At 67.5% G+C, this 17,260-nt stretch carries 27 protein-coding genes and 1 pseudogene; all 28 read right to left on the bottom strand.

Annotation, left to right across the window (positions count from 1 at the left end; genetic code table 11):
• Position 1 precedes the first annotated feature (1 nt).
• A complete protein-coding gene (locus tag IIE03_RS01030; protein WP_192860894.1) occupies positions 2 to 559 on the bottom strand; it encodes an adenylate kinase in 558 nt (185 codons plus the stop codon).
• Positions 560 to 636: 77 nt separating this feature from the next.
• Positions 637 to 1,932 (bottom strand): preprotein translocase subunit SecY, encoded by a 1,296-nt coding sequence (gene secY, locus IIE03_RS01025; protein WP_192860872.1) that lies wholly within the window; start codon positions 1,930 to 1,932, stop codon positions 637 to 639.
• Between the two features lie 267 nt (positions 1,933 to 2,199).
• Positions 2,200 to 2,661, bottom strand: a complete 462-nt coding sequence (gene rplO / locus IIE03_RS01020; protein ID WP_225997058.1) for a 50S ribosomal protein L15 — start codon at positions 2,659 to 2,661, stop codon at positions 2,200 to 2,202.
• Between the two features lie 2 nt (positions 2,662 to 2,663).
• On the bottom strand, positions 2,664 to 2,846 hold the full coding sequence (rpmD, locus tag IIE03_RS01015) for a 50S ribosomal protein L30 (protein ID WP_192860871.1): 183 nt from the start codon (positions 2,844 to 2,846) through the stop codon (positions 2,664 to 2,666).
• A complete protein-coding gene (gene rpsE, locus IIE03_RS01010) occupies positions 2,846 to 3,526 on the bottom strand; it encodes a 30S ribosomal protein S5 (protein ID WP_192860870.1) in 681 nt (226 codons plus the stop codon). Before rpsE ends, rpmD begins: the two co-directional genes overlap by 1 nt.
• A 31-nt stretch (positions 3,527 to 3,557) precedes the next feature.
• Positions 3,558 to 3,929, bottom strand: a complete 372-nt coding sequence (gene rplR, locus IIE03_RS01005; protein ID WP_192860892.1) for a 50S ribosomal protein L18 — start codon at positions 3,927 to 3,929, stop codon at positions 3,558 to 3,560.
• A 2-nt stretch (positions 3,930 to 3,931) separates the two neighbouring features.
• Positions 3,932 to 4,468, bottom strand: coding sequence for a 50S ribosomal protein L6 (rplF, locus tag IIE03_RS01000; RefSeq protein ID WP_192860869.1), 537 nt, complete (start codon positions 4,466 to 4,468; stop codon positions 3,932 to 3,934).
• Positions 4,469 to 4,487: 19 nt separating this feature from the next.
• The gene (rpsH, locus tag IIE03_RS00995) at positions 4,488 to 4,886 is read right to left on the bottom strand and encodes a 30S ribosomal protein S8 (protein WP_192860868.1); all 399 of its coding nucleotides are present in this window, start codon (positions 4,884 to 4,886) and stop codon (positions 4,488 to 4,490) included.
• Positions 4,887 to 4,957: 71 nt separating this feature from the next.
• Positions 4,958 to 5,143 carry a type Z 30S ribosomal protein S14 gene (locus tag IIE03_RS00990; protein ID WP_013837851.1) on the bottom strand — a complete coding sequence of 62 codons (186 nt, stop codon included), beginning with the start codon at positions 5,141 to 5,143 and terminating at the stop codon, positions 4,958 to 4,960.
• A gap of 1 nt (position 5,144) precedes the next feature.
• The gene (gene rplE, locus IIE03_RS00985) at positions 5,145 to 5,717 is read right to left on the bottom strand and encodes a 50S ribosomal protein L5 (RefSeq protein ID WP_192860867.1); all 573 of its coding nucleotides are present in this window, start codon (positions 5,715 to 5,717) and stop codon (positions 5,145 to 5,147) included.
• Complete coding sequence (gene rplX, locus IIE03_RS00980) at positions 5,717 to 6,061, bottom strand: 50S ribosomal protein L24 (protein WP_123815726.1); 345 nt, start codon at positions 6,059 to 6,061, stop codon at positions 5,717 to 5,719. The genes rplE and rplX overlap by 1 nt, the downstream gene beginning before the upstream one ends.
• Before the next feature lie 2 nt (positions 6,062 to 6,063).
• A complete protein-coding gene (rplN, locus tag IIE03_RS00975) occupies positions 6,064 to 6,432 on the bottom strand; it encodes a 50S ribosomal protein L14 (RefSeq protein WP_123815727.1) in 369 nt (122 codons plus the stop codon).
• Positions 6,433 to 6,568: 136 nt separating this feature from the next.
• Positions 6,569 to 6,853, bottom strand: a complete 285-nt coding sequence (rpsQ, locus tag IIE03_RS00970; RefSeq protein ID WP_192860866.1) for a 30S ribosomal protein S17 — start codon at positions 6,851 to 6,853, stop codon at positions 6,569 to 6,571.
• Between the two features lie 7 nt (positions 6,854 to 6,860).
• Positions 6,861 to 7,100 carry a 50S ribosomal protein L29 gene (rpmC, locus tag IIE03_RS00965; RefSeq protein WP_192860865.1) on the bottom strand — a complete coding sequence of 80 codons (240 nt, stop codon included), beginning with the start codon at positions 7,098 to 7,100 and terminating at the stop codon, positions 6,861 to 6,863.
• Positions 7,100 to 7,519, bottom strand: coding sequence for a 50S ribosomal protein L16 (gene rplP, locus IIE03_RS00960; RefSeq protein ID WP_192860864.1), 420 nt, complete (start codon positions 7,517 to 7,519; stop codon positions 7,100 to 7,102). The genes rpmC and rplP overlap by 1 nt, the downstream gene beginning before the upstream one ends.
• A 2-nt stretch (positions 7,520 to 7,521) precedes the next feature.
• Positions 7,522 to 8,364 (bottom strand): 30S ribosomal protein S3, encoded by an 843-nt coding sequence (rpsC, locus tag IIE03_RS00955; RefSeq protein ID WP_192860863.1) that lies wholly within the window; start codon positions 8,362 to 8,364, stop codon positions 7,522 to 7,524.
• 2 nt (positions 8,365 to 8,366) lie between these two features.
• On the bottom strand, positions 8,367 to 8,723 hold the full coding sequence (gene rplV, locus IIE03_RS00950; RefSeq protein ID WP_192860862.1) for a 50S ribosomal protein L22: 357 nt from the start codon (positions 8,721 to 8,723) through the stop codon (positions 8,367 to 8,369).
• Positions 8,724 to 8,794: 71 nt separating this feature from the next.
• On the bottom strand, positions 8,795 to 9,076 hold the full coding sequence (gene rpsS / locus IIE03_RS00945; protein WP_192860861.1) for a 30S ribosomal protein S19: 282 nt from the start codon (positions 9,074 to 9,076) through the stop codon (positions 8,795 to 8,797).
• A 14-nt stretch (positions 9,077 to 9,090) separates the two neighbouring features.
• Complete coding sequence (rplB, locus tag IIE03_RS00940; RefSeq protein ID WP_192860860.1) at positions 9,091 to 9,927, bottom strand: 50S ribosomal protein L2; 837 nt, start codon at positions 9,925 to 9,927, stop codon at positions 9,091 to 9,093.
• 32 nt (positions 9,928 to 9,959) lie between these two features.
• Complete coding sequence (rplW, locus tag IIE03_RS00935; RefSeq protein ID WP_192860859.1) at positions 9,960 to 10,262, bottom strand: 50S ribosomal protein L23; 303 nt, start codon at positions 10,260 to 10,262, stop codon at positions 9,960 to 9,962.
• Positions 10,259 to 10,513, bottom strand: a complete 255-nt coding sequence (locus IIE03_RS25520) for a helix-hairpin-helix domain-containing protein (protein ID WP_318842725.1) — start codon at positions 10,511 to 10,513, stop codon at positions 10,259 to 10,261. The genes rplW and IIE03_RS25520 overlap by 4 nt, the downstream gene beginning before the upstream one ends.
• Positions 10,514 to 10,561: 48 nt before the next feature.
• A pseudogene (gene rplD, locus IIE03_RS00930) lies at positions 10,562 to 11,239 on the bottom strand (50S ribosomal protein L4); the annotation flags it as partial.
• A gap of 5 nt (positions 11,240 to 11,244) precedes the next feature.
• Entirely contained in the window at positions 11,245 to 11,898 is a 654-nt protein-coding gene (rplC, locus tag IIE03_RS00925) for a 50S ribosomal protein L3 (protein ID WP_192860857.1), read from the bottom strand.
• A gap of 17 nt (positions 11,899 to 11,915) precedes the next feature.
• A complete protein-coding gene (gene rpsJ / locus IIE03_RS00920; RefSeq protein WP_043498203.1) occupies positions 11,916 to 12,224 on the bottom strand; it encodes a 30S ribosomal protein S10 in 309 nt (102 codons plus the stop codon).
• A gap of 469 nt (positions 12,225 to 12,693) precedes the next feature.
• Positions 12,694 to 13,890 carry an elongation factor Tu gene (gene tuf / locus IIE03_RS00915; RefSeq protein ID WP_192860856.1) on the bottom strand — a complete coding sequence of 399 codons (1,197 nt, stop codon included), beginning with the start codon at positions 13,888 to 13,890 and terminating at the stop codon, positions 12,694 to 12,696.
• A 119-nt stretch (positions 13,891 to 14,009) separates the two neighbouring features.
• Positions 14,010 to 16,112 carry an elongation factor G gene (gene fusA, locus IIE03_RS00910; protein ID WP_192860855.1) on the bottom strand — a complete coding sequence of 701 codons (2,103 nt, stop codon included), beginning with the start codon at positions 16,110 to 16,112 and terminating at the stop codon, positions 14,010 to 14,012.
• Between the two features lie 84 nt (positions 16,113 to 16,196).
• The gene (gene rpsG / locus IIE03_RS00905; protein ID WP_192860854.1) at positions 16,197 to 16,667 is read right to left on the bottom strand and encodes a 30S ribosomal protein S7; all 471 of its coding nucleotides are present in this window, start codon (positions 16,665 to 16,667) and stop codon (positions 16,197 to 16,199) included.
• A complete protein-coding gene (rpsL, locus tag IIE03_RS00900) occupies positions 16,667 to 17,041 on the bottom strand; it encodes a 30S ribosomal protein S12 (RefSeq protein ID WP_192860853.1) in 375 nt (124 codons plus the stop codon). The genes rpsG and rpsL overlap by 1 nt, the downstream gene beginning before the upstream one ends.
• Between the last annotated feature and the right edge of the window lie 219 nt (positions 17,042 to 17,260).

Genomic DNA, 17,260 nt, shown 5'->3' with positions numbered 1-17,260 from the left:
CTCAACCCAGCTGGGCCGCGAGCGAGGTCACGATCCGGTCGGTGACGTCCGGGATCTCGCCGACGCCGTCCACCTTGGCCAGCAGCCCGCGCTCCGCGTAGGCGGCCGTGAGCGGAGCGGTCTCCGCGTCGTAGATCGCGAGACGCTTCTCGATGGCCTCAGGGGTGTCGTCGGTGCGCCCCTCCTCCTCGGCCCGCTTCGCCAGCCGGGCCATGAGCTCGTCCCGGTCGGCCGTCAGCTCGATGACACCGTCCAGCTCCCAGCCGAGGTCGGAGAGGATGCGGTCGAGCTCTTCCACCTGGGCCGAGTTCCGGGGGTAGCCGTCGAGCAGGAAGCCGCTCGCGACATCCGGCCGGCCCAGCCGCTCGCGCACCATGGCGTTCGTGACCTCGTCGGGGACGAGCTCACCCTGCTCGATGTACGCCTTCGCCTCGCGCCCGAGTTCGGTGTCGCCCTCGATGTTCGCACGGAAGATGTCGCCCGTGGAGATCGTCACGATGCCGAAGGTCTCGGCGAGCCGGGCGGCCTGCGTCCCCTTCCCGACGCCCTGCGGACCCATGATGACGAGACGCGTGATGCGGCCCTCCGGGCCCCCGTGGACGTGCACGTCGCTGCGAGAGGTGATGGGAGTCTGGCTCAACGGAGGAATCCTTCGTAGTGACGCTGCTGGAGCTGGGAGTCGATCTGCTTGACCGTCTCGAGCCCGACGCCGACCACGATGAGGATCGAGCTGCCGCCGAACGGCAGGTTGGTGGTGACGCCCAGGAAGACGAGCACCAGCGTCGGGATCAACGCCACCAGCGCGAGGTACAGGGAACCGGCGGAGGTGATCCGGGTGATCACGTAGTCGAGGTACTCCGCGGTGGGCCGGCCCGCCCGGATGCCCGGGATGAAGCCGCCGTACTTCTTCATGTTGTCGGCGACCTCGTCCGGGTTGAACGTGATCGACGTGTAGAAGAAGCAGAAGAAGATGATCATCAGCGTGTAGAGCGCGATGTACAGCGGCTCCGACGGCTGGACCAGGTTGTTCGAGATCCAGATGACCCAGTCGGCCTGCTGGTCCCCGAACTGGGCGATCAGGCCCGGCAGCGCCAGGATCGACGCCGCGAAGATGACCGGGATGACACCGGACATGTTGATCTTGATCGGGATGTAGGTGCTGGTACCGCCGTACATGCGACGGCCGACCATCCGCTTCGCGTACTGCACCGGGATCCGGCGCTGCGACTGCTCGACGAACACGACCAGGCCGACCACCAGCACGATGACGACGATCATGATGGTGAAGTTGAGGACGCCGTTCGCGCCACCGGCGATGGACCAGAGCGCCGTCGGGAAGCTCGCCGCGATGGACGTGAAGATGAGCAGCGACATGCCGTTGCCGACGCCCCGCTCGGTGATGAGCTCGCCGAGCCACATGACGAGGCCCGTACCGGCGGTCATGGTGATGACCATGAGGACGGCGGTGAGCACGGTGTCGTCTGCGATCACGGCCAGGTCGCAGCCCGGGAACAGGAGACCCTGGCGCGCGGTCGTGATGACCGTCGTCGACTGCAGGATCGCCAGCGCGATCGTCAGGTAGCGCGTGTACTGGGTGAGCTTCGTCTGGCCCGACTGGCCCTCCTTGTGCAGGGCCTCGAACCGCGGGATCACCACGCGCAGGAGCTGGACGATGATGCTCGCCGTGATGTAGGGCATGATCCCGAGCGCGAACACCGACAGCTGCAGGAGCGCCCCGCCGCTGAACACGTTGATCAGCCCGAGCAGCGAGTTGTCCTGCTGCCCTTCGACGCACACCTGGACGTTCGTGTAATCCACGCCCGGGGTCGGAATGAACGACCCGACGCGGAACAGCGCCATGATCGCGATCGTGAACAGCAGCTTGCGCCGCAGGTCTGGCGTCCGGAAAGCCCGGCCGAATGCGCTGAGCACCCTGTCCTCCTGGCCCGCGTGCGCGGGGTGTCGTGTCGCCGGATCTCACCGGCGAGATGTCGTCGTCGCCCGCCGCCGCTCTTCGTCGACATGCGGGACCTGTCGGATTCTACGTTGCCTGCGCGGCCCGCAGGACCACGCACGGGCCTAGTCTGCCCGACATCCGGCGCGACACCACAACGGAACGCGCCCGCCACGCCGTCATCGGCCCTGGTAGACGACACGGGACCGGCTGCGCTGACGCGCTGCCGGTCCCGTGCGACCTGCTCAGGCCTCCGCGGACTCGGCCACGGAGCCACCGGCGGCCAGGATCTTCTCCCGGGCCGACGCCGAGACGCGGTCGACCGCGATCTCGAGCTTGACGGTGACGTCGCCGTTACCGAGCACCTTCACCGGCTGGTTCTTGCGAACCGCGCCCTTGGCGACGAGGTCCTCGACGGTGACGGAGCCACCGGCGGGGTACAGCTCGGAGAGCTTGTCCAGGTTCACGACCTGGTACTCCACGCGGAACGGGTTCTTGAACCCGCGCAGCTTCGGAAGGCGCATCTGCAGGGGAACCTGCCCGCCCTCGAAGCCCGCCGGAACCTGGTAGCGGGCCTTCGTGCCCTTGGTACCACGGCCCGCCGTCTTACCCTTCGACGCCTCACCACGACCGACGCGGGTCTTGGCGGTCTTGGCGCCCGGGGCCGGACGGAGGTGGTGGACCTTCAGCGGCTTGCTGTCCGCCATGATCACTCGACCTCCTCGACGGTGACGAGATGCGACACCGTCTTGACCATGCCGCGGATCTCCGGACGGTCCTCCTTCACGGCGGTGTCGCCGATCCGCTTGAGGCCGAGGGTCCGCAGCGTCTCACGCTGCTTGAACTTGCCACCGATGGTGGACCTCACCTGGGTGACCTTCAGTCGAGCCATCACGCACCTGCCTTCGCCTCGGCGGCCGCCTTGAGGCCGGCGGCCTGCGCACGCAGGAGCGCGGCCGGGGCCACGTCCTCGAGCGGCAGACCACGACGCGCGGCGACGGCCTCGGGCTGCTCGAGCCCGCGCAGCGCCGCGACCGTGGCGTGCACGATGTTGATCGCGTTCGACGAGCCGAGCGACTTGCTCAGCACGTCGTGGATGCCGGCGCACTCCAGCACGGCGCGGACCGGACCACCGGCGATCACACCGGTACCCGGCGACGCCGGACGGAGGAACACGACACCGGCGGCTTCCTCACCCTGGATGGGGTGGGGGATGGTGCCCTGGATGCGCGGGACGCGGAAGAAGTTCTTCTTCGCCTCCTCGACACCCTTGGCGATCGCCGCGGGCACCTCCTTGGCCTTGCCGTAACCGACACCCACGGTGCCGTCGCCGTCGCCCACCACGACGAGCGCGGTGAAGCTGAAGCGGCGACCGCCCTTGACGACCTTGGCGACACGGTTGATGGTCACCACGCGCTCGACGAAGGCGCTCTTCTCCTCGCCGCGACCGCCGCCGCCACCGCGGCGGTCGTCACGGCGACCCGAGCGACGACCGTCGTTGCGGCCCTCGCCCTTCTTGTCGTTCCCGTTGGCGGCACCCTGGGGGGCGCCGCTGCGCTGCCCTGCAGCCATCAGAGAGTCCTCTTCTTCCGTGCGTCGGTCGTCACAGGGTCAGCCCGCCTTCGCGAGCCCCGTCGGCGACTGCCGCCACCCGACCGTGGTACTTGTTGCCACCGCGGTCGAACACCACGGTCTCGACGCCGGCGGCCTTGGCACGCTCGGCGACGAGCTCGCCCACCTTGCGGGCCTTGGCCGTCTTGTCGCCGTCGAACGAACGCAGGTCCGCCTCGAGCGTGGAGGCCGACACGACGGTCTTGCCGACGGTGTCGTCCACGACCTGGGCAACCATGTGCCGCGAGGAGCGGGTCACGACCAGACGGGGCCGGACGGCGGTGCCGGTGACCTTCTTGCGGGCACGCGCGTGACGGCGCTTGCGAGCAACTGCCTTGCCCTTGCCAAGAATCTTGATGGCCATCGTCACTTACCAGCCTTTCCGACCTTGCGCCGGACGTGCTCGTCGGCGTAGCGCACACCCTTGCCCTTGTACGGCTCGGGCTTGCGGATCTTGCGGATGTTCGCCGCGACCTCGCCGACCTGCTGCTTGTCGATGCCGGACACGGAGAACTTGTTCGCGCCCTCGACCTTGAACGTGATGCCCTCGGGCGCCTCCACGACGACCGGGTGCGAGAAGCCGAGCGCGAACTCGAGGTTGGAGCCCTTCGCGAGCACGCGGTAACCCGTGCCCACGATCTCCATCTTCTTCTCGTAGCCGTCCGTGACGCCGGTGATCATGTTCGCCAGCAGCGTGCGGGTGAGGCCGTGCAGCGACTTCGACAGCCGCTCGTCGTTCGGACGGGACACCGTGATGGCGCCGTCGTCCAGAGCGACCGTGATGGGTGCGGCGACCGTGTGGTCGAGGGTCCCCTTCGGGCCCTTGACGGTCACGAGCGCACCACTGATGGTGACGTCCACGCCGGCCGGGACCGGAACGGGGAGCTTGCCGATACGAGACATGCTTCTTTCTCCCTTCCGATTACCAGACGTAGGCGAGCACTTCGCCGCCGACGCCCTTGGACTCGGCCTGCCGGTCCGTCAGGAGGCCGGAGGACGTGGACAGGATCGCCACGCCGAGGCCACCCAGAACCTTGGGCAGGTTGGTGGACTTCGCGTAGACACGCAGGCCGGGCTTTGACACGCGGCGCACACCCGAGAGGGCGCGCTCACGGTTCTGGCCGTACTTCAGCTGCAGCGTGAGGATCTTGCCCACCTGGCCGTCCTCGACGTTCCAGCTGGTGATGTAGCCCTCGGCCTGGAGGATCTTCGCGATGTTCGACTTCAGCTTCGACGACGGCATGGACACCGTGTCGTGGTGAGCCGAGTTCGCGTTCCGCAGACGGGTCAGCATGTCTGCGATCGGGTCGGTCATAGTCATCGGGCTCTAGCCCTTCCTCGCCGGGGTATCCGCACCGTGCCGGGCACGGGCGCGGACCTACGGCGTAGTTGTTACCAGCTGCTCTTGGTGACGCCGGGGAGCTCGCCGCGGTGGGCCATCTCCCGCAAGCAGATGCGGCACAGGCCGAACTTGCGGTACACGGAGTGCGGACGACCGCACCGCTGGCACCGGGTGTAGGCACGCACGGCGAACTTGGGCTTGGCGTTCGCCTTGTTGATCAGGGCCTTCTTCGCCATGTCAGTTCTCCTTGAAGGGGAAGCCGAGACGGCGCAGGAGGGAGCGGCCCTCGTCGTCCGTCGTCGCCGTGGTCACGATCGTGATGTCCATACCCCGGACACGGTCGATCTTGTCCTGGTCGATCTCGTGGAACATCGACTGCTCCGTGAGGCCGAACGTGTAGTTCCCGTTGCCGTCGAACTGCTTCGGCGACAGACCGCGGAAGTCACGGATGCGCGGCAGCGCGATCGACAGCAGGCGGTCGAGGAACTCCCACATCCGGTCGCCGCGGAGCGTCGCGTGCGCACCGATCGGCATGCCCTCGCGCAGCTTGAACTGCGCGATCGACTTCTTGGCGCGGGCGACCTGCGGCTTCTGACCGGTGATCGCGGTCAGATCGCGGATCGCGCCCTCGATCAGCTTCGAGTCCTTGGCGGCGTCACCGACACCCATGTTGACGACGATCTTCGTGAGACCGCCGGCCTGGTGGATGTTCTTGTGGCCGAACTCCTCGACCAGGGCCGGGAGGATCTCCTCGCGGTACTTCTGCTTGAGGCGCGGCTGAGCCGGTGCCAGAGTCGTGGTCTCGCTCATCAGTCGATGTCCTTCCCGGAGCGCTTGGCCACGCGGACCCGCACGGTCTTGGTGCGGCCGTCGCGGTCGACCTCCTCGAGGCGGTACCCGACACGGGTACCCTTCTTGGTCTCCGGGTCGACGATCATCACGTTGCTCACGTGGATCGACGCCTCGACCGTCTCGATGCCACCGGTCCGGGTGCCGCGCTGCGACTGGCCCATCTTGGTGTGCTTGGTGACGCGCTGGACACCCTCGACCACGACGCGGTCGCGGTCCTTGATGACCTCGAGCACGCGACCGGTCTTGCCCTTGTCCTTGCCCGAGATGACGAGGACCTGGTCGCCCTTCTTGATCTTCGCCATGGTCAGAGCACCTCCGGAGCCAGCGAGATGATCTTCATGAAACGCTTGTCGCGCAGCTCGCGGCCCACCGGGCCGAAGATGCGGGTGCCGCGCGGCTCGCCGTCGTTCTTGAGGATGACGGCGGCGTTCTCGTCGAACTTGATGTAGGAACCGTCCGGACGACGACGCTCCTTGGCGGTACGGACGACGACGGCCTTGACGACCTCGCCCTTCTTCACGTTCCCGCCGGGGATCGCGTCCTTGACGGTGGCGACGAAGGTGTCGCCGATACCGGCGTAGCGACGGCCGGAGCCACCGAGAACGCGGATGCACAGGATCTCCTTGGCACCCGTGTTGTCGGCGACCCGAAGTCGCGACTCCTGCTGGATCATTTGAGTGATCTCCTTGCGTCGTGCTGGTTCTCACCTCGAGTGGTGAGCCTTGCCGAACGGATAAGTACTGTGTGGCTCCTTCGGTGGGCCGGAGGCGGCGGGACTCGCACCCCGCCGCCATGACCTCGCGAAGGTGTTACTTGGCCTTCTCCAGGATCGACACCAGCCGCCACCGCTTGGTGGCGGACAGGGGGCGGGTCTCCATGATCTCGACCAGGTCGCCGATGCCGGCGGTGTTCTCCTCGTCGTGCGCCTTCACCTTGTTGGTGGTGCGCAGGACCTTGCCGTAAAGAGGGTGCTTCTTGCGGTCCTCGACCTCGACGACGATGGTCTTGGCCATCTTGTCGCTGACGACGTAGCCGCGGCGCACCTTGCGCGTGTTGCGCTCTGTGGTCGCCTGGACCTCGGTGTTCTCGCTCATCCTTGCCTCACTCACTCACGCTCGGAGCCGTACGGATGCCGAGCTCACGCTCGCGCAGGATCGTGTAGATCCGCGCGATGTCGCGGCGTACGGCCTTGAGACGGCCGTGACTCTCCAGCTGACCCGTGGCCGACTGGAAGCGGAGGTTGAAGAGCTCCTCCTTCGACTCCTTCAGCTTGGCGACGAGCGTCTCGTCGTCCATGCCGTCGAGGTCGACGGGCAGCAGACCCTTCGTTCCGATCGTCATCAGATCGCACCCCCCTCGCGCACCACGAAACGGCACTTCATCGGGAGCTTGTGCATCGCGCGACGCATGGCCTCGCGCGCCAGCTCCTCATCGACACCGGCCAGCTCGAAGACGACGCGGCCGGGCTTGACATTGGCGACCCACCACTCGGGCGAGCCCTTACCGGAGCCCATACGGACCTCGGCGGGCTTCTTGGTCAGCGGGCGGTCCGGGTAGATGTTGATCCAGACCTTTCCGCCACGCTTGATGTGACGGGTCATCGCGATACGCGCCGCTTCGATCTGGCGGTTGGTGACGTAGGCCGGCTCGAGAGCCTGGATCCCGAAGTCACCGAAGGCGATCTGCGTACCGCCCTTGGCGGCACCGCCGCGCTTGGGGTGGTGCTGCTTGCGGTGCTTGACCTTGCGCGGGATCAGCATGGTCAGGCCTCCGTTCCGGACTCTGCGGCCGGCGCGGCCGGAGCCTCCGCCGCGGCAGCGGCGGGGGCGCCCTCGGACTTGCGCTCGGCCGAACGCTCGTTGCGGCGGCCACCACGACGGTCACCGCGATCTCCGCGGTCGCCACGCTCACCCCGGCCACGACCCTGACGGGGGGCGGCGGCGGCCTGCTGCGCGGCGAACTCCTTCTCGGTGGTGTCGCCCTTGTAGATCCACACCTTCACGCCGATGCGGCCGAAGGTCGTACGCGCCTCGAAGAAGCCGTAGTCGATGTACGCGCGGAGCGTGTGCAGCGGCACGCGCCCCTCGCGGTAGAACTCCGAGCGGCTCATCTCGGCGCCGCCAAGGCGACCCGAGACCTGCACGCGGATGCCCTTCGCGCCGGCCCGCTGCGCGGACTGGATGCCCTTGCGCATGGCACGGCGGAACGAGACACGGCTCGCGAGCTGCTCTGCGATGCCCTGCGCGACGAGCTGGGCCTCGATCTCGGCGTTCTTGACCTCGAGGATGTTGAGCTGGACCTGCTTGCCCGTGAGCTTCTCGAGCTCGCCGCGGATGCGGTCGGCCTCGGCGCCACGCCGGCCGATCACGATGCCCGGACGCGCCGTGTGGATGTCCACGCGGACGCGGTCGCGGGTGCGCTCGATCTCGACCTTGGCGATACCGGCCCGCTCGAGGCCGGTGCTCATGAGCTTGCGGATCGCCACGTCCTCACGGACGTAGTCGCGGTACCGCTGACCGGGCTTCGTGCTGTCCGCGAACCACCGCGACTTGTGGTCGGTGGTGATGCCCAGGCGGTACCCGTGCGGGTGTACCTTCTGACCCACTGTCAGGCCCCTTCCTTGTCGGCGAGCACCACGGTGATGTGGCTCGTGCGCTTGAGGATCCGGTTCGCACGGCCCTGCGCCCGCGGGCGGAACCGCTTGAGCGTCGGGCCCTCGTCCACGTATGCCTCCTTGATGACCAGGTCGTCCTCGACGAACCGGACACTGTCCCGGTCGGCCTTCACGCGCGCGTTGGCGATGGCGCTCTCGACGACCTTCCGGATCGGCTCGGCAGGCGACTGCGGCGCGAACTTCAGCACCGCAACGGCCTCCTGGGCCTGCTTGCCACGGATGAGGTCGATGACGCGCCGGGCCTTCTGGGGCGTGACACGGACGAACCGCGCCTGCGCCTTGGCTTCCATTGCTGTCCTGCTTCCTTTTCTCAGACAGTCGGGGCTGTCGCTTCGCTGTGCGAGGGGCTCTCGCCCTCCGCTCAGCGGCGACGGCCCTTCTTGTCGTCCTTCACGTGGCCGCGGAAGGTCCGCGTGGGGGCGAACTCGCCGAGCTTGTGGCCGACCATCGCCTCGGTGATGAACACCGGGACATGCTTGCGACCGTCGTGCACGGCAAACGTGTGGCCCAGGAAGTCGGGCGTGATGACCGACCGACGGGACCAGGTCTTGATGACGTTCTTGGTCCCCTTCTCGTTCTGGGCGTCCACCTTCTTCTGCAGGTGGTCGTCGACGAAGGGGCCCTTCTTCAGGCTACGAGGCATCAGTCAGGCTCCTATCAGCGCTTCTTGCCGGTACGGCGACGGCGGACGATCAGCTTGTCGCTCGCCTTCTTCGGGCGGCGGGTACGGCCCTCGGGCTTGCCCCAGGGGCTCACGGGGTGACGACCACCGGAGGTCTTGCCCTCACCACCACCGTGCGGGTGGTCGATCGGGTTCATGACCACACCGCGGACGGTGGGGCGCTTGCCCCTCCAGCGGTTACGGCCGGCCTTGCCCCAGTTGATGTTCGACTGCTCGGCGTTGCCCACCTCGCCGACCGTCGCGCGGCAGCGCAGGTCGACGTTCCGGATCTCGCCGGACGGCATGCGCAGCTGCGCGTACGGGCCGTCCTTCGCGACGAGCTGCACGGAGGCGCCGGCCGAGCGGGCGATCTTCGCGCCGCCGCCGGGCCGCAGCTCGACGGCGTGGATGACCGTACCGGTCGGGATGTTGCGCATCGGCAGGTTGTTGCCCGGCTTGATGTCCGCGGCAGCACCGGCCTCGACGACGTCGCCCTGGCTCAGCTTGTTCGGGGCGACGATGTAGCGCTTCTCACCGTCCGCGTAGTGCAGCAGCGCGATGCGCGCCGTGCGGTTCGGGTCGTACTCGATGTGCGCGACCTTGGCCGGCACGCCGTCCTTGTCGTGGCGGCGGAAGTCGATGACGCGGTACGCGCGCTTGTGACCGCCGCCCTTGTGACGCGTCGTGATGCGGCCGGAGTTGTTGCGGCCACCCGTCTTGGACAGCGGGCGGAGCAGCGACTTCTCCGGCTGCGAGCGCGTGATCTCGACGAAGTCGGCGACGCTCGCGCCGCGGCGGCCCGGCGTCGTCGGCTTGTACTTACGGATTCCCATGGAAACCTGTCCTCAATCTGCTCTCGTCCGGCTCAGCCGACCGGCCCGCCGAAGATGTCGATCGTCCCCTCGCGGAGGGTGACGATCGCACGCTTGGTGTCCTTGCGCTTGCCCAGGCCGTAACGCGTGCGCCGCGTCTTGCCCTTGCGGTTGATCGTGTTCACCGAGGCGACCTTGACGTCGAAGACCTTCTCGACGGCGATCTTGATCTCGGTCTTGTTGGCCCGCGGGTCCACGACGAACGTGTACTTGCCCTCGTCGAGAAGGTTGTAGCTCTTCTCGGAGACGACGGGCGCGATCAGGATGTCGCGCGGGTCCTTCTGCACGGTGGTCACTTGGAGTCCTCCTCGGTGGACTCGGCAGCGGCGACGAACTCGGCCAGACCGTCTTCGTCACCGTCGGCCAGGAACTGAGCCTGCTTGGCGAAGCTGCCGGCGGCCGACGGGACCTTGACGCCGGCCTCGGTCAGCGCGGCCCGGATCTCATCCTCGGTGGCCGCGGCCAGCTTGGCCCACGTGGTGTAGCCGGCGCCCGTGAGCGCGGCCGCGATCTTCGGGCCGATGCCCTCGATCCGCTTCAGGTCCACCGGGGCGGCGGACTCGTCGGCGGGGGCGGCCTTCGCGGCGGCCGGGGCAGCGGCGGCCTCGGACTCGGTGGCGACGGCCTTCGCGCCCTTGCCCGCGGCGGGACCCGCGAGGAACGCGGAGAGCGCGGACTCGGTGAAGACGACGTCGTCGGAGACCAGCACGTCGTACGTGTTCAGCTGGTCGGCGACCAGCAGGTGCACCTCGGGCACGTTGCGCAGCGACTTGCGCGACACCTCGTCCGAGCGCTCCAGCACGACGAGCACGTGCTCGCGGGAAGTCAGGGACTTGATGGCGGCGAGCGCCTTCTTCGTGGAGGGCGTGCCGTCGATACCGAACCCGGACACGACGTGCACGCGGCCCGCGCGAGCGCGGTCCGACAGGGCCCCGCGCAGGGCGGCGGCCTTCATCTTCTTCGGGGTGCGCTGCTCGTACGAGCGCGGCTGCGGGCCGTGGACGGTGCCACCACCGGCGAACTGCGGGGCGCGCGTCGAACCCTGGCGGGCGCGGCCGGTGCCCTTCTGCTTGTACGGCTTCCTGCCACCACCGCGGACTTCGCCGCGGGTCTTGGTGGCGTGCGTGCCCTGGCGGGCCGCCGCGCGCTGCGCGACGACGACCTGGTGGATCAGCGGGACGTTCACGGCGACGTCGAAGACCTCGGCGGGGAGCTCCGCCGTGCCCGACTTCTTACCCTTCGCGTCAAGCACGTCGACGGTCAGTGCGGCCATTGGTGTCACGCTCCCTTCGCGGCGGTACGGACGAGGACGACGCCGCCCTTGTTACCGGGAACCGCGCCCTTGACGAGCAGCAGACCCTTCTCGGCGTCGACCGCGTGAACGGTCAGGTTCTGGACGGTCTTGCGGGCGTTGCCCATGCGACCGGCCATGCGCAGGCCCTTGAACACGCGCGACGGCGTCGAGGCGCCGCCGATCGAGCCGGGCTTGCGGTGGTTGCGGTGCGAGCCGTGCGAGGCGCCGACACCGGCGAAGCCGTGGCGCTTCATGACGCCCGCGGTCCCCTTGCCCTTGGTCGTGCCGGTCACGTCGACCACGGCGCCGGCTTCGAAGGCCTCGGCGGTGATCTCCTGACCCAGCGAGAACTCGGCGGAGTTCTCGGTACGCACCTCGGCCACGTGACGGCGCGGCGTCACGCCGGCCTTGTCGAAGTGACCCTTCATGGGCTTCGTGACCTTGCGGGGGTCGATCTGGCCGTACGCGAGCTGGACGGCGGCGTAGCCGTCCGTCTCCTCGGTACGGATCTGGGTCACGACGTTCGTGCCCACCGACACGACCGTCACCGGCACGAGGCGACCGGCCTCGTCCCAGGTCTGGGTCATGCCGAGCTTCGTCCCGAGCACCGCGGTCACGTTCTTCTGCTGGTTGGTCATGTTGATGTCCTCCAGCCTCAGAGCTTGATCTCGATGTTCACGTCCGCAGGCAGGTCGAGACGCATGAGCGAATCGACGGCCTTGGGCGTCGGGTCGACGATGTCGATGAGCCGCTTGTGCGTACGCATCTCGAAGTGCTCGCGGCTGTCCTTGTACTTGTGAGGCGACCGGATGACGGTGAAGACATTCTTCTCCGTCGGCAGCGGCACCGGGCCCACGACCGTCGCACCAGCGCGAGTGACCGTGTCGACGATCTTGCGCGCCGAGCTGTCGATCACCTCGTGGTCGTAGGACTTGAGCCGGATGCGGATCTTCTGTCCCGCCATGGCGTCGTCTGACTCTCTCTCTCGAACCGCTACTGTCCGACCCCCGCGCTCGGGCGTGTCGCGCTGTGCGACGCACCCGTGCACACGCACCTCAACCCGGTGCGGGGCCGTTGGGAAGTGATCTCCTGCGAGGGACCTCGCTCGGACCACGACGTTTGCCGAGCCTGCTCAGAACAGTGCCATCGGTGATGACCGTCGGCGTGTGCTCCGCGGGGCGCATTCCTGGCGTCGAAGTTCAGACGCAAAACCCCGCAGCCTCTCCCGGGGAGAAGACCGCCCGGCCACCTCGGTGGCCGCGGCTTCGCACACTGTTCGACACAAGAAAGAGCGCGCCCGTAACAGGCAACTGCTCAAGTCTGCCATACGGTTCCGCGGAATTCCAAGCGGGACCGGTGTGATATGGCCCGCCCACGACGAAGGGTCCGGACGCCGAGGCGTCCGGACCCTTCGGTGAGCCGTCAGGCCGAGATCACTTGAGGATCTTGGTGACGCGGCCGGAACCGACCGTGCGGCCACCCTCACGGATGGCGAAGCCGAGGCCCTCCTCCATGGCGATCGGCTGGATCAGCTCGACCGTCATCTCGGTGTTGTCACCCGGCATGACCATCTCGGTGCCCTCAGGCAGCGTGATGACGCCGGTGACGTCCGTGGTGCGGAAGTAGAACTGCGGGCGGTAGTTCGAGAAGAACGGGTTGTGACGGCCGCCCTCGTCCTTGCCCAGGATGTAGACCTGCGCCTCGAAGTTGGTGTGCGGCGTGATCGAACCCGGCTTCACGACGACCTGGCCACGCTCGACGTCCTCGCGCTTCGTGCCGCGCAGCAGCAGACCGGTGTTGTCGCCGGCCTGCGCCTGGTCCATCTGCTTGTGGAACGTCTCGATACCGGTGACCGTGGTCTTCTGCGGCTCGCGGATACCCACGATCTCGACCTCGGAGTTGATGTCGAGCGTGCCGCGCTCCACCTTGCCGGTGACGACGGTGCCACGACCGGTGATCGTGAAGACGTCCTCGATCGGCATCAGGAACGGCTTATCGAGGTCGCGCTGCGGCTCCGGGACGTTCTCGTCGACGGCCTCCATGAGCTCGACGACCTTCTCGGTCCACTCGGCGTCGCCCTCAAGGGCCTTGAGGCCGGAGACGCGGACCACCGGGACGTCGTCGCCGGGGAACTCCTGCGACGACAGCAGCTCGCGGACCTCCATCTCGACGAGCTCGAGGAGCTCCTCGTCCTCGACCATGTCGGCCTTGTTGAGCGCGACCAGCAGGTAGGGCACGCCCACCTGGCGGGCGAGCAGCACGTGCTCACGCGTCTGCGCCATCGGACCGTCGGTCGCGGCGACCACCAGGATCGCGCCGTCCATCTGGGCGGCACCGGTGATCATGTTCTTGATGTAGTCGGCGTGACCGGGGGCGTCAACGTGCGCGTAGTGGCGCTTCGGCGTCTCGTACTCGATGTGCGCGATGTTGATCGTGATGCCGCGCTGCTTCTCCTCCGGCGCGGCGTCGATCTCGTCGAAGTTGCGCTGCGTGTTCGCCGGCAGGTCCGGGTACTTGTCGGCGAGCACCTTCGAGATCGCGGCGGTCAGCGTCGTCTTACCGTGGTCGACGTGACCGATCGTGCCGATGTTGACGTGCGGCTTGGTCCGCTCGAACTTGGCCTTAGCCACTTGGGTCCTCCTGGGACTTGGGTAGATGTTCCGAACGTTGCGGGTGTCGGCGAGAGAGCCTACAACCGCGGGGCGTCGGGCTTCCTACAGGTTGGTTGTACGGTTCGACCTGTGGGGACTCACTCGCCCCGGGTCTTCTTGATGATCTCGTCGGCAACCGCCTTGGGAACCTCGGCATAGCTGTCGAACTGCATCGAGTACACGGCACGCCCCTGGGTCTTCGACCGAAGGTCACCGATGTACCCGAACATCTCGCTCAACGGTACGGCGGCACGAACGACCTTGACACCGGTGGCGTCCTCCATGGACTGGATCATCCCACGACGCGAGTTCAGGTCGCCGATCACGTCGCCCATGTACTCCTCGGGCGTACGGACCTCGACGGCCATGACGGGCTCGAGCAGCACCGGGTCGGCCCGCCGCACGCCCTCCTTGAACACCATCGAGCCGGCGATCTTGAACGCCATCTCCGAGGAGTCGACGTCGTGGTACGCGCCGTCGAGCAGCGTCGCCTTGACACCGACGACCGGGAACCCGGCCAGCACGCCCTGTTCCATGGCCGACTGGATGCCCGCGTCCACCGACGGGATGTACTCGCGCGGGATACGCCCGCCGGTGACCTCGTTCGCGAACTCGTAGAGCTCGCCCTCCGTGGTCTCCAGCGGCTCGAAGGTCACCTGGACCTTCGCGAACTGGCCCGAGCCACCCGTCTGCTTCTTGTGGGTGTAGTCGATCTTCTCCGCCTTGCGACGGATCGTCTCGCGGTACGCCACCTGAGGCTTACCGACATTGGCCTCGACCTTGAACTCGCGGCGCATGCGGTCCACGAGGATGTCGAGGTGGAGCTCGCCCATACCGCCGACGACGGTCTGGCCGGTCTCCTCGTCCAGCGAGATGCGATACGTCGGGTCCTCGTCGAGGAGCTTCTGGATCGCCGTGGACATCTTCTCCTGGTCGGCCTTCGTCTTCGGCTCGATCGCCACGTCGATGACGGGCTCCGGGAAGGACATCGACTCCAGGATGACCTGGTCGTTCGGGTCGCTCAGGGTGTCACCGGTGGTGACATCCTTGAGGCCGATGAACGCGTAGATGTGGCCTGCCTGCGCCTCCTCGACCGGGTTCTCCTTGTTGGAGTGCATCTGGAAGAGCTTCCCGATGCGCTCCCGCTTGCCCTTGGTGGTGTTGTACACCTGGGCGCCCTGGGAGACCTTGCCGGAGTACACGCGCACGTACGTGAGCTTGCCGAAGAACGGGTGGGTCGCGACCTTGAACGCCAGGCCCGAGAACGGCTCCGTGGCGTCGGCGTGCCGCTCGACGACCTTCTCCGCGTCCTTGACGTCGTGGCCCTCGATGGAGGGCACGTCGAGCGGGGACGGCAGGTAGTCGATCACCGCGTCGAGCATGGGCTGGACGCCCTTGTTCTTGTACGCGGAGCCGCACAGCACCGGGAACGCCTCGGACGAGATGACCAGCTTGCGGATGCCCGCCTTGATCTCGGCCGTGGTCAGCGCCTCGCCGCCGAGGTACTTCTCCAGCAGCTCCTCGTCCGCCTCGGCGACGGCCTCGACGAGCTGCTCGCGGTACTCCTGAGCCTTGTCCTGGAGGTCCGCCGGGATCTCCTCGACGGCGTACTCCTCGCCCATCTTCGTGTCGCCACGCCAGGTGAGCGCCTTCATCTCGACGAGGTCGACGACGCCCTCGAAGTCGTTCTCCGCGCCGATCGGCAGCTGGATCACGAGGGGCTTCGCCTTGAGGCGGTTCACGATCGTGTCGACGGTGAAGTAGAAGTCCGCGCCCAGCTTGTCCATCTTGTTGACGAAGCAGATGCGGGGGACGTCGTACTTGTCGGCCTGGCGCCACACCGTCTCGGACTGCGGCTCCACGCCCTCCTTGCCGTCGAACACCGCGACGGCGCCGTCGAGCACGCGGAGCGAGCGCTCCACCTCGACCGTGAAGTCGACGTGGCCGGGCGTGTCGATGATGTTGATCTGGTTGTCGTTCCAGAAGCACGTCGTCGCGGCGGACGTGATCGTGATGCCGCGCTCCTGCTCCTGGGCCATCCAGTCCATCGTCGAGGCGCCGTCGTGCGTCTCACCGATCTTGTAGTTCACACCCGTGTAGAAGAGGATGCGCTCGGTCGTAGTGGTCTTGCCGGCATCGATGTGGGCCATGATGCCGATATTGCGGACCTTCTTCAGGTCGGTCAGCACGTCGAGTGCCACGGTCTCTTACCCCTCTGTGGGTCTGGTCCGCCGAGGCGGATCCACCGAAGGCCCCGGTGGTCACCGGGGCCGTCGGAGCAACTATTACCAGCGGTAGTGCGCGAAGGCCTTGTTGGACTCGGCCATCTTGTGCATGTCCTCGCGGCGCTTGACCGCCGCACCGAGACCGTTCGACGCGTCGAGGATCTCGTTCATCAGACGCTCGGTCATCGTCTTCTCGCGGCGGGCCCGGGAGAAGTCGGTCAGCCAGCGCAGCGCGAGCGTCGTGGAGCGCGAGGGGCGCACCTCGACCGGCACCTGGTAGGTGGCGCCACCGACGCGGCGGGAGCGCACCTCGAGCGCAGGGCGGACGTTGTCCAGCGCGCGCTTCAGCACGACGACCGGGTCCTGGTCCGTCTTGCCGCGGACACCCTCGAGGGCGCCGTAGACGATCGCCTCGGCGGTGGACTTCTTGCCGTCCAGCAGCACCTTGTTGATCAGCTGCGTGACGACCGGGGACCCGTACACGGGGTCGACGATGAGCGGCCGCTTCGGGGCCGGTCCCTTGCGGGGCATCAGCTCTTCTCCTTCTTGGCGCCGTAGCGGGAGCGCGCCTGCTGGCGGCCCTTCACGCCCTGCGTGTCGAGGGCGCCGCGGATGATCTTGTAACGAACACCCGGGAGGTCCTTCACACGCCCGCCGCGCACGAGCACGATGGAGTGCTCCTGCAGGTTGTGGCCGACACCGGGGATGTACGCGGTGACCTCGATGCCGGTGGAGAGCTTCACGCGCGCGACCTTGCGGAGCGCCGAGTTCGGCTTCTTGGGGGTGGTGGTGTACACGCGGGTGCACACGCCGCGCCGCTGGGGGGAACCCTTGAGCGCCGGGGTCTTCGACTTCCCGGCCTTGGAGTTCCGGCCCTTGCGGACGAGCTGCTGGATCGTAGGCACTACGTCTCCGTCGTCTCTCGAGCTGGTGGTGCCGGCGGGTGCCGCCGACGCCCTTCGTTGGTCTGTGGCTGGTGCGTGCCGATCGCACGCGGCACCCGCGGCCCTTACGGGTCCGCAACGCCACCTACCACCGGCTCGATGGCCCGGTCGATCTCACCTGCAGCACGAAGCCATGGGAGATTTCTCCGGGATGCCTGCGCACTCGCGTCGGCCGCTCCC

This window comes from Myceligenerans pegani (assembly GCF_014892515.1).
Lineage (GTDB): Bacteria > Actinomycetota > Actinomycetes > Actinomycetales > Cellulomonadaceae > Myceligenerans > Myceligenerans pegani.
Note: the sequence above shows the minus strand (reverse complement) of the source record. Positions and strands in the feature narration are given on the sequence as shown.